The organism is Paracoccus sp. UBA5162 (assembly GCF_002413585.1).
Classification (GTDB): Bacteria; Pseudomonadota; Alphaproteobacteria; order Rhodobacterales; family Rhodobacteraceae; genus Paracoccus.
The window spans coordinates 7,433-15,875 of record NZ_DHXG01000081.1 but is presented as its reverse complement, the minus strand read 5'-3'; the positions used below and the strand labels follow the sequence as shown (position 1 = coordinate 15,875).

Here is an 8,443-nt window from a genome sequence, read left to right as displayed (position 1 = left end):
GAAACGAAGGCCCGCTGGCTGCCCGGGCTTTGCAGCATGGAGACCATCTTCAGCTATTGCCTGACCGAACCCGGCAGCGGATCGGACGCGGCGGCGCTGCGGACACGCGCCGATCGCACGAACGAGGGCTGGCGGCTGAACGGCACCAAGGCCTTCATCTCGGGCGGCGGCTATTCCGACGCCTATATCGCCATGGTTCGCACCGGCACATCAGGCCCGCGCGGCATCAGCGCGGTGATCGTCGAAAACGGATCTTCCGGTCTGTCCTTCGGATCGCTGGAGGACAAGATGGGCTGGCGCGCGCAGCCGACCACGCAGGTCCAGTTCGACGATTGCCTGGTGCCGGCGGACAACCTGCTGGGCGAGGAAGGCCGCGGCTTTGCCTATGCCATGGCGGGACTGGATGGCGGGCGGCTGAACATCTCGGCCGGGGCGCTTGGCGGGGCGCAGGCGGCGCTGGACGCAACGATGGCCTATATGGGTCAGCGGACAGCCTTCGGTCAAAGCCTCGACCGGTTCCAGGCGCTGCAATTCCGCCTGGCCGAGATGGAGACGGCCCTGCAATCGGCACGCATCTTCCTGCGCCAGGCGGCCTGGAAGCTGGATCAGCAGGCACCGGATGCGACCAAGTTCTGCGCCATGGCCAAGCTGCTTGTGACCGACCGCGCCTTCGAAGTCGCCAATCAATGCCTGCAGCTGCATGGCGGCTACGGCTATCTGGCCGATTACGGGATCGAGAAGATCGTGCGCGATCTGCGGGTGCACCAGATCCTTGAAGGCACCAACGAGATCATGCGACTGATCGTCTCACGTGCCATGCTGGCCGAACGGGGGTAAGGCTTTGGACGATCTGAACATCCGCAAACGCGACCACGCCGGCCGGATCACCTTGACCCGGCCGCGGGCGCTGAACGCGCTGACCCACGAGATGGCGGTGGCGATCCGCACCGCTCTGGAAGACTGGCGCGACGACGCGGACGTCGATCTGATCATCATCGATGCCGAAGGCGATCGCGCCTTCTGCGCCGGCGGCGACATCGCCGCGGTCTATCGCGCCGGCCTGCAAGGCGATCACCGGACGGGCCGCGAGTTTTTCCGCGACGAATACCGGATGAATGCCGCCATTGCGGATTATCCCAAACCTGTCGTCGCCTTCATGCAGGGCTTCGTGATGGGCGGCGGCGTTGGCGTCGGCGGCCATGCGGCCCACCGGATCGTGGGCGACACGACCCGGATCGCCATGCCCGAATCCGGAATCGGGCTGATCCCCGATGTCGGCGGCTCCTGGCTTCTGGGCCGCGCACCGGGAAGGATCGGCGAATATCTGGCCCTGACCGGCGACCGGATGGGCCCCGGTGACGCGATCCATGCGGGTTTCGCCGACAGCTACCTGCCCGAGGCGGAATGGCCTTCCCTGATCGAAGATCTGGAACGGACCGGCGATGCGACAAGGATCGTGGGCGTGGCGCCGCCCTCTGCCCCCCTGGCCCGTCGCGACCTGTCGGCCTTCGGCGAGCGCCGCGTCGGCGACATCGCGGCCGCCCTGGAAAAGATCGGTCAGGAGGATGCGCTGAAACCGATCCGCCGCAACTCTCCCCTGTCGATGGCGGTCGGCCTGGCGCTGGTTCGGACCTCGCGCGGCGACAGGCGGATGCAGGATTCGCTGAGCCGCGAATACCGGTTCACCTATCGCGCGACCGAGGAAAGCGATTTTCTGGAGGGCGTGCGCGCGCAGATCATCGACAAGGATCGCGATCCGAAATGGGCCGCCGATGCGTCGGATGCGCATGTCCAGGCGCTGATGGCGCCGCTGGGGGATGAGGAACTGATCTGGGAGGAAGGATCATGAAAATCGGATTCATCGGGCTGGGCAACATGGGCGCGCCGATGGCCGCCAATCTGGCCGAGGCCGGACATGAAGTGGTGGGTTACGACACCGCCGCCCCCGAACCGGCCGGCGTCATCGCCGCCGCCAGCGCAGCCGAGGCCGTGCGCGGCGCGGAGGTGATCATCACCATGCTGCCAAATGGTGCGATCCTGCGATCCGTCGCCGATCAGGTCATCCCCGCCATGCAGCCGGGCGCAGTGTTCTGCGACTGCTCGACGGTGGATGTGGACAGCGCCCGCGCGGTGGCCGATCAGGCCCGCGCTGCGGGACTGGGCGCGCTGGATGCGCCGGTCTCTGGCGGGATCGGCGGCGCGCAGGCGGGCAGCCTGACCTTCATGGTCGGCGGCGATGACGCCTCGTTCGCCCTTGTCCTGCCGCTGTTCGAGGTCATGGGCCAGAAGATCGTCCATTGCGGGCCATCGGGGGCGGGACAGGCCGCCAAGATCTGCAACAACATGATCCTCGGCGCGACGATGGTCGTCACCTGCGAGGCCTTTGCGCTGGCCGACCGTCTGGGTCTGGACCGGCAGAAGATGTTCGATGTGGTCTCGACCAGTTCTGGCTATAGCTGGTCGATGAACGCCTATTGCCCCGCCCCCGGCATCGGCCCGAATTCACCCGCGGACAACGATTACCGGCCGGGCTTTGCGTCCGAATTGATGCTGAAGGATCTGGATCTTGCCCGCAAGGCGGCCGTTTCCGTGAAGGCCGCCACGCCGATCGGATCGCTGGCGCGTGATCTTTACGATTCTTTCGTCCATGACGGCGGAGGTCGTGGCCGTGACTTTTCGGCAATTCTGCAACGCTTCGAGGAAAAAGACCGCTGATGGCCGGCCGGATGCAGGAACCGCGTCCGCAAGGCGGAACCCGCGCGCGCGTGATCGGTTTACCCCGCCGATGACGAAAAGACAGCCTGGACAGCGAAACAATGGGAACCATCAAGATCGGCGCGATCGCAGCCCTCGGGATCGCGCTGGCAGCCAGCCTTGGCGCCATCCTGCCCACGGGGGCTCGGCCCGTGCCTGCCGTCCAGGCCGAGGAAGCCGCGCTTCGGGTGGGTGATATCGTGCCCCGGGCAAAAGCGGCGATCGTCACCGAACCCGGTTTCTACGGTCTGGGCCGCGATGTCCCGGGCAGCCGTTATGCGATCGTCGAGGGAAAGCTGGTCCGTCTCGATGCGAAGAATTTCCGCATATTGTCCGTGCTGCGGCAAGAAGCCGCAGCCTCTCGCTAGCCGATCCCGTCCTGCGGCGTTTCCGATGGCGGACGGGAACGGAACCGGAAACCCCGATGAACGGTTGAGCGAGATGTCAGGGAATTTCGCATGACAACCGCTCGACATCTTATCGCAGCCATAACCGCTCTGGGCATCGGATTGCTGCCCCTTGCGGCCACCGCCAATCCCGGAAGCGGATTCAGGAAGACGCAGAAGGGCGTCATGAGCCGACACGTCCCGGCGCTGATGAAAGGGAACCGTGCACAAGTGGTCTATGCGCAGAACTGCCCGCCCGGTCTGGCCAAAAAGTCACTGCCCTGCATCCCGCCCGGTCAGGCGAAGAAGTCGCCGATCCGTGTGGGCGACGTCATCGACCTGGGATCGGTCCATGTCGTGACCCGGCCGGGGGCTTACGGGCTCAGCGTCCCGCCCGCGGGTGACAGCTATGCGATCGTGGACAAACGTCTGGTCAGGGTCGATTCCGACAGTGGCAAGATCCTGTCGATCCTGCGGCTGATTGACGCAATTCTGGACTGATCCGCGGGCTATCCGCCCAGCAATTCCCGCGCCGCTTCCGAGGCGGCGCGCGTCACCCTGTCCCCCGACAGCATCCGCGCGATTTCGGCCACCCGCGCCTCGGGGTCCAGCGCCTCGACATCCGAGGTCGTCATCCCCGCCGAGACCGATTTCGCGACCCTGAAATGCGACGCACCCAATGCCGCGACCTGCGGAGAATGCGTCACCACAAGCACCTGCGCATCCTCGGCCAAACGCTTCAGCCGGCGGCCGACGGCGTCGGCGGTCGCCCCCCCGACGCCGCGGTCGATCTCGTCAAAGATCAGCACCAGCGCCTCGTTTCCGCGCGCCAGGCAGACTTTCAGCGCCAACAGGAAGCGTGACAATTCGCCGCCCGAGGCGATCTTGTCCAGCGGCCCCGACGGCGCGCCGGGATTGGTGGCGACGGTAAATGCCACCAGGTCCAGCCCCTCCGGTCCCGGCTCGGCCCGGGACAGCCGGGTTTCAAAGACCGCGCGTTCCATCTTCAGCGGCGCCAGTTCCGCCATTACTGCCTGGTCGAGCCTCCGGCCCGCCTCGCACCGCGCCGCCGACAGGGCCTCGGCCGCAACCTGATAGGCCGCCTCGGCTGCCTCGGCATCCCTGCGCAGGGTCGCGATGGCCATCTCCCCGGCGTCGATCCCCTGCAGCCGGGCGCGCAGATCCTCGGCCAGCCCGGCCAGATCGTCGGGCAGGACGTCATGCTTGCGCGCCAGTCCGCGCAGCGCGAAAAGACGCTCTTCCGTTGCTTCCAGGGCGGCGGGCTGAAATTCCATCGCGCTCAGCGCGTCCTCGACCCCGCGATACGCCTCGCCCAGTTCGGTCAGGGCCCGCGACAATGCCGCAAGAGGCGGATCCAGCCGTCCATCGGCCCGGTCGGCGGCACCCTCAAGCCAGCGTCCCGCATCCAGCATCGCACCCTCGGCACCTTCCGGCCCCAGCATCTGCAGGGCGCGGGACACATCGCCACCGATCCGCTCGGCCGCCTGCATGGCGCGGCGGCGGGTATCCAGTTCCGCCTCTTCGCCCGGCTGCGGGTCCAGCCGGTCCAGTTCGGCAACCGCGTGGCGCAGGAAATCCTCTTCGGCGCGGGCCGCAGCAAGCTGCGCCTCGGCCTCCTGCAATCGCCGGGCGGCGACGCGGCGCAGCGACCAGGCCTGACGGATGCCCGACTGATCCAGCCCGCCAAAGGCGTCCAGCATCGCGCGGTGGCCGCGCGGGTTCAAAAGGCCGCGGTCATCATGCTGTCCGTGCAGCTCCACCAGCGCCTCGGACAAGCGCCGCAGCACGTCGCCCGAAACGCGGCGGTCGTTCACGAAGCCGGTTTTGCGTCCGTCACCGCCATTCACCCGCCGCAGGATCAGTTCGTCATCGTCAATCTCGATCCCCGTCTCGGCCAGCACCGCGCGGGCGGGGTGTGCGGCGGGCAGATCGAAAACCGCCGTGACTTCGCCCTGCGCGGCCCCCTGTCGCACCAGATCGGCGCGACCGCGCCAGCCCAGGACGAACCCAAGACAATCCAGCAGGATGGATTTTCCCGCCCCGGTCTCGCCGGTCAGGACATTCAGGCCGGGACCGAATTCCAGCGCCAGCCGGTCGATCAGCAGCATGTCCCGAATGTCCAGCGATCGCAGCATGGCAATCGTCGGCCGCGCCTCAGCGCAGCCTCCCCCTGGTCACAACCATCTGCCCTGGATCATCTGGCGATAGACATTGGTCAGCCAGCTTTCGCCCCGAGCCTCGGGCGACAGGCCCCGCCCGCGAAGCTGCGCGAAGGCATCCTCGTAAAAGGGCGATGACTTGAAGTTGTAGCCCAGGATCGCGCCGGCCGTCTGCGCCTCGTCATAAAGGCCAAGCGCCAGATAGGCCTCGACCAGACGCAGCAGCGCCTCGGGCGTCTGGGCCGTGGTCTGATATTCCTCCACGACAACGCGGAAGCGGTTGATCGAGGCCGGGTAATACCCGCGCTTGAGGTAATAGCGCCCGATCTCCATCTCTTTCGCGGCGAGGTGATCGAAGGCCAGGTCGAATTTCAGCATCGCGCTGCGGGCATATTCGCTGTCGGGATATTGCTCGATCACATCACGAAGCGCCTGCAGGGCCTGGAAGGTCAGCCCCTGGTCGCGACCGACCTCGTCGATCTGGTCATAATAGGACAGGGCCAGCAGATATTTCGCATAGGCCGCATCTTCGTCGCCGGGATAGGTGTCGATGAAACGCTGGGCCGCACCGCGGGCCTCTTCGTAATTCTTGGCGCGGTGATTGGCGTAGGCCTGCATGATCAGCGCCCGCTTGGCCCATTCCGAGTAGGGGTAAAGCCGCTCGACCTCGGAGAAGTAGAAGACCGCGTCCTTGGCCTTCCTCGTGTTCTCCAACTCGTATTCGCCGCGCTTGTAGATCTGTTCGGCGGTAAAGCGATCCAGGTTGCGCTTGTCGCCATCCGACCCGCCAAGAGAAGAACAGCCGGCCAGCGTCACGCTTGCCAGGACCGCAGCCAAGATCGAAGCCGAGATTTTCGAGCGCGCCATCTTCACCCTGCCATTCCATTCTGCTGTGCGGCCGACCGTCCATGGCGGGGCTGCCGGCACCTCGTAGCACAGAACATCAGGGGGCGCAAAATGGCAATCCGTTGAATTCCGCGCGTGAATTGAGGCGCGACCGGCGACGGCAAGACCGCCGCCGCGGGGCCTCACAAAACGGCCACGACGCCGATTCCCGCATCTACGCCATAGGCTGCCACGCCCGCGCCGGGAAGGCGATTTTCCAACGCCGGATCGCAATCTTCCCATGTCCAGGCGGTGGGATCGGCAAACAGCGCCCGCAGCAGCCGGTTGGTCATCGCATGACCCGCACGATGTCCGGTATAGCGCGCCAGCAGGGGCGCACCTGCCAGCGCCAGATCGCCCATCGCGTCCAGCATCTTGTGGCGCACCGCCTCGTCGGCATGGCGCAGACCGCCCGGCGACAGGATGTCGGCCCCGTCCACGACGACCGCGTTCAGGTAGCTGCCGCCGCGCGCCAGCCCGTTCCGGCGCATCGCCTCGACGTCGGATTGACGACAGAAGGTGCGGCTGTCGGCCAGTTCGCGCAGAAAGGCGCCATTGGCCATGTCCAGACGCTTTTCCTGGCGGCCGATCGCGGCGTCCGTGAAGTCGATCTGGAACTCGATCTCCAGATGGTCGGCGGGCGACAGCCGGGCAAATGCCTCGCCCTCGCGAACCTCGACCGGGCGCAGAACGCGGATCGCGCGCAGCGGAGTGTTCTGAAGGGCAATCCCGGCCCGAAGAATGGCGCGGACAAAGGGCGCGGCCGAACCGTCGAGGATCGGCACTTCGGGGCCGTCAACCTCGATCAGCAGGTTCTGGATGCCGGTCCCGACCAGGGCCGCCATGACATGTTCCACCGTGGACAAAGTCACGCCGCCCTCGCCTTCCAGCAGGGTGCACAATTTCGATGGGATCACATTGTCCCACCGCGCCGGGATGTCTCGCGCCGTGGCCAGGTCGACGCGGCGAAAGACGATTCCGTGGCCCGCGGGGGCAGGATGCATTTCCAGACGTGCCGGGGCGCCGGAATGCAATCCGACACCATCCAGTCTTACCGTCTTCTTCAATGTCGCCTGCATGGTTCTGCCTGCCCGATCATTCCTGTTCCGAAATCGTGCGTTCCGGTGCAACTTCAGCTAGGCCCAGCCGCACGGGCGTTCAATTAACGAATTGTAACCGCCTGAAACATTCACCGCGCGGAAAGAGACAATCATCGCGCGAAATGGCGTAACGTTCTGACAAAAAACTAAAAAGGGCCGCCATGCGCGGCCCTTTCAAGGGTGAGGTCGTGACGAATTCGTGAATGGGCTCAGTTGGCCTGGCGGCGCAGGAAAGCGGGAATCTCGACATCATCCTGGGCGCTGTCGGGGCTGGCCAGATCATCGAAATCGGCATCCTGCTGGCGGGCGCGGGCCGCGACGCGGTCGCTGACACGTTCCGCGATCGAGGACGCGGCGGGTTTCGAGGCGCCGCCCTGTTCGCCGTGCCCGGCCATGCGTTCCAGCATCCTGCCCAGTCCGGCCATGCGGCTTTGGCCGCGCGCCGCGTCCTGATGCTGGGGTTGCTGCGCGGCGGCCTGCTGGGCCCTGCGTTCGCCACCATGGGCGACCGCCTTTCGCAGACGATCCAGAACCTCGGGCGCCGGCTCGCCGCGGGCTGGCGTCGAGGCCGCGCGCGGGGCAAAGAAGCTTTCGGAAGGCTCGTCGATCCGCACGGCGGCAGGGCGGGCCGTGGGCCGGGGCTGATAGGCCGGTTGCGGCATATCTTCCGTGGCCTGCGGTGCCGGTGCCGGCGCCGGATTGCGTGCCTCGACCGGTGCGGCCGTGCGGCGCGGCGGCACCGATTCCTCAGCCTCGGCGGCGGGTTCTTCCTTGCGGGTCATGGTTGGGTTCTGGGTCAGCGGTTCGGCCATCGAACGGCGCGGGGCCGGCGCTTCGGCAGCCGCGGCGGCCGCGGCGTCGATGCCGGTCGCCACGACCGAAACGCGGATCGAGCCATCCATGTCCGGGTCCAGGGTCGAGCCGACGATGATGTTGGCATCGCTGTCGACCTTGTCGCGGATCACGTTCGCGGCCTCGTCCAGTTCGAACAGGGTCATGTCATAGCCGCCGGTGATGTTGATCAGCACGCCCTTGGCGCCGTTCAGGCTGATCTCGTCCAGAAGCGGATTCGCGATGGCGCGTTCGGCGGCCTCCTGGGCGCGGTTCTCGCCCGCGGCCTCGCCGGTGCCCATCATCG

General features: G+C 66.5%; 8 protein-coding genes and 1 pseudogene. 5 read left to right on the top strand and 4 right to left on the bottom strand.

All coding sequences use genetic code 11. The features are described from left to right. From B4A72_RS13570 to B4A72_RS13550, 5 genes are all read left to right on the top strand, one after another. Positions 1–837: acyl-CoA dehydrogenase family protein (locus tag B4A72_RS13570; protein ID WP_292956910.1), on the top strand; the 837-nt coding region annotated here is incomplete at its 5' end. Positions 838–841: 4 nt separating this feature from the next. Further along, on the top strand, positions 842–1,849 hold the full coding sequence (locus tag B4A72_RS13565; RefSeq protein WP_292956907.1) for an enoyl-CoA hydratase/isomerase family protein: 1,008 nt from the start codon (positions 842–844) through the stop codon (positions 1,847–1,849). Continuing rightward, positions 1,846–2,715, top strand: coding sequence for a 3-hydroxyisobutyrate dehydrogenase (gene mmsB / locus B4A72_RS13560; protein ID WP_292956904.1), 870 nt, complete (start codon positions 1,846–1,848; stop codon positions 2,713–2,715). The genes B4A72_RS13565 and mmsB overlap by 4 nt, the downstream gene beginning before the upstream one ends. A gap of 101 nt (positions 2,716–2,816) precedes the next feature. Continuing rightward, positions 2,817–3,122, top strand: a complete 306-nt coding sequence (locus tag B4A72_RS13555) for a hypothetical protein (protein ID WP_292978830.1) — start codon at positions 2,817–2,819, stop codon at positions 3,120–3,122. A 204-nt stretch (positions 3,123–3,326) separates the two neighbouring features. Then, a complete protein-coding gene (locus B4A72_RS13550; RefSeq protein WP_292956898.1) occupies positions 3,327–3,641 on the top strand; it encodes a hypothetical protein in 315 nt (104 codons plus the stop codon). Between the two features lie 8 nt (positions 3,642–3,649). Here B4A72_RS13550 and recN read toward each other — a convergent pair whose 3' ends face one another. The 4 genes and pseudogenes from recN to B4A72_RS13530 form a co-directional block, all read right to left on the bottom strand. Further along, on the bottom strand, positions 3,650–5,296 hold the full coding sequence (gene recN / locus B4A72_RS13545) for a DNA repair protein RecN (protein ID WP_292956895.1): 1,647 nt from the start codon (positions 5,294–5,296) through the stop codon (positions 3,650–3,652). A gap of 39 nt (positions 5,297–5,335) precedes the next feature. Beyond that, positions 5,336–6,187 carry an outer membrane protein assembly factor BamD gene (locus tag B4A72_RS13540; protein WP_292978828.1) on the bottom strand — a complete coding sequence of 284 codons (852 nt, stop codon included), beginning with the start codon at positions 6,185–6,187 and terminating at the stop codon, positions 5,336–5,338. Between the two features lie 161 nt (positions 6,188–6,348). Beyond that, positions 6,349–7,284 (bottom strand): UDP-3-O-acyl-N-acetylglucosamine deacetylase, encoded by a 936-nt coding sequence (gene lpxC, locus B4A72_RS13535; protein ID WP_292956889.1) that lies wholly within the window; start codon positions 7,282–7,284, stop codon positions 6,349–6,351. 230 nt (positions 7,285–7,514) lie between these two features. Next, positions 7,515–8,443, bottom strand: a pseudogene (locus B4A72_RS13530) (cell division protein FtsZ); the annotation flags it as partial.

Coding starts and splice junctions, on each gene's coding strand:
- lpxC (WP_292956889.1), bottom strand. CDS start 7,284: ATGCAGGCGACATTGAAGAAGACGGTAAGACTGGATGGTGTCGGATTG.
- B4A72_RS13540 (WP_292978828.1), bottom strand. CDS start 6,187: ATGGCGCGCTCGAAAATCTCGGCTTCGATCTTGGCTGCGGTCCTGGCA.
- recN (WP_292956895.1), bottom strand. CDS start 5,296: ATGCTGCGATCGCTGGACATTCGGGACATGCTGCTGATCGACCGGCTG.
- B4A72_RS13550 (WP_292956898.1), top strand. CDS start 3,327: ATGAGCCGACACGTCCCGGCGCTGATGAAAGGGAACCGTGCACAAGTG.
- B4A72_RS13555 (WP_292978830.1), top strand. CDS start 2,817: ATGGGAACCATCAAGATCGGCGCGATCGCAGCCCTCGGGATCGCGCTG.
- mmsB (WP_292956904.1), top strand. CDS start 1,846: ATGAAAATCGGATTCATCGGGCTGGGCAACATGGGCGCGCCGATGGCC.